Source organism: Streptomyces inhibens, from assembly GCF_003389455.1.
In the GTDB taxonomy this organism is placed as follows: Bacteria; Actinomycetota; Actinomycetes; order Streptomycetales; family Streptomycetaceae; genus Streptomyces; species Streptomyces inhibens.
Genome location: NZ_QUAC01000300.1, coordinates 1 through 1,756, shown reverse-complemented (window position 1 = coordinate 1,756; position 1,756 = coordinate 1). Strand labels below are relative to the sequence as shown.

Below are 1,756 nucleotides of genomic sequence, written 5' to 3'. Positions count from 1 at the left end.
GGTCGGGGGTGGGGGGACACGGGGTGGGTGGATGCGCTCTCGTGGGAAAGAGACAATCCTGAGGGCGTCGCACCGCACGGCGCCGTACGGACAACGGGGGACAACGTGGAGACCGCGGATCCGACACCGCATGCCCGTTCAACGGGCCGTGACACAACAGCAGATGAGCCATCGCCCGCCGTACCCCAGCTCTCCCTGGAGCTGCTGGTGCACGGCGTCGGCGGCACCACACCTCAGGAGATGCTCAGGGACCCACGCGTCCAGCTGATCACCGGCGACGACACCGCCGCCTGCTACCGGCGCACGGAGGACGCGGACGCCGAGCAGCGGCCCGACGACTACCGGGGCGAGCCGGTCCGTGAGGCGTACTGCTGGTCCAACCTCACCTCGGGCAATGGCGCCCGCGCCCTGTGGCTGATCCTGCTGCCGTTCATGGTCGCCAACCTCGCCCACTGGATGCGCCCGGCCGCACCACCCGAGCACCGCGCCCAGCGGATCTACGACCTTCTGGTGCGCATCCTCGCGCTCACCCTCACCGTCCTGCTCGCCGCCGCGGCCTGTGAGGTCGCCCTCGACCTCACGGCCTGGCAGTGCGCCGGCACCGCCGTCTGCGTCGCAGGCAAGTCCTGGCTGGGCTTCCTCAGCCCCGACAACTCCGGCTGGTGGAGCGCTCCCGGCCGCCGCCTCGCCCTCGCCTCCGTGGTGCCGCTGCTCGTCATCGGCTTCCTGTCGTGGCTCTCGCACCGCACCTGGAGCGCCTACGAGTCCGCCTCGCCGCCGCCGCGGCTCCCCGGCACCTCCCGCTACACCCCGGTGGCCGAACGCACCGCGCTCAGCCTCGACGGCTTCTGGTACGGCCGCCGGCTGGTCGCCCGGCTGCGCGCCGCCCACACCACCGCGGGCGTGCTGACCATCGCCGTCGTGCTGCTCGCCGCCGGTGCGAAGGCCGACCGGCGCACCGGCGGCTACACCACCCTCGCGCTCACCGGCCGGGCCCTGACCGCCCTGGTCATCCTGCTCGCCGCGGCCACCCTGGTGGTCGTCTGGCGCACCGCCCGCAGCGAGGCCGCACCGGACGACGAATCCGACCGCCTGATCGTCCGGGCCCTGCCGTATGCCGCCCTCGGCGTACTGGCGCTGATCGCCGTGCACACCGGCTGGGCGCGCCCCGGAGCCCGCAGCCACGGCCCGCTGCCCGGCTCCGCCGCCTTCGGCGGTATCGCCGTCTTCCAGGGCCTGGTGGTCCTCGCGCTGGCGGTGACCGCCTGGGTCCTGCAGCGCGCCGCCCGCGACGACGCCCGCACCGCCCTGCGCGGCATGGGCGGGCCCGCCGTCGCCCTGCTGGCCTGCGCGGTCGGCGGCGTACTGTCCGGGGGAGTGGCGCAGCGCTTCGCCGACTGGATGGACGGCGGCGCGACCCCCGGCCAGGTCGACGCCCCCATCCCCGGCCCGCCGGTCCTGCTGTCCTGGCAGGCCTCGGTCATCCCGGCCCTGCTGGTCGTGGTCGCCGTCGTGGCCGTGCTCGCCGCCGTCCGCGTGGTGATCGTCCGCGGCCGGGTCGCCAAGGACGTCCCCGGGCTCTACGACCCGCGCGAGCACCCCGACGAGCGCCGTACGAAGCGGATCGCCGGCACCATCGCCGGCGCCGGACTCACCGACGCGGCGCCCGTCCTGGTCGCGGCCACCGCCGCGGTCACCCTCGTCCTCGGCGCGGGCGCGGTGGCCGGCGCCTGGCTCACCGAGCGCGCGCCGGGCC

General features: G+C 75.4%; 1 protein-coding gene. It reads left to right on the top strand.

The annotated features are described in order from the left end of the window. Positions 1–105: 105 nt before the first annotated feature. Positions 106–1,756: hypothetical protein (locus DY245_RS33060; protein ID WP_425329467.1), on the top strand; the 1,651-nt coding region annotated here is incomplete at its 3' end.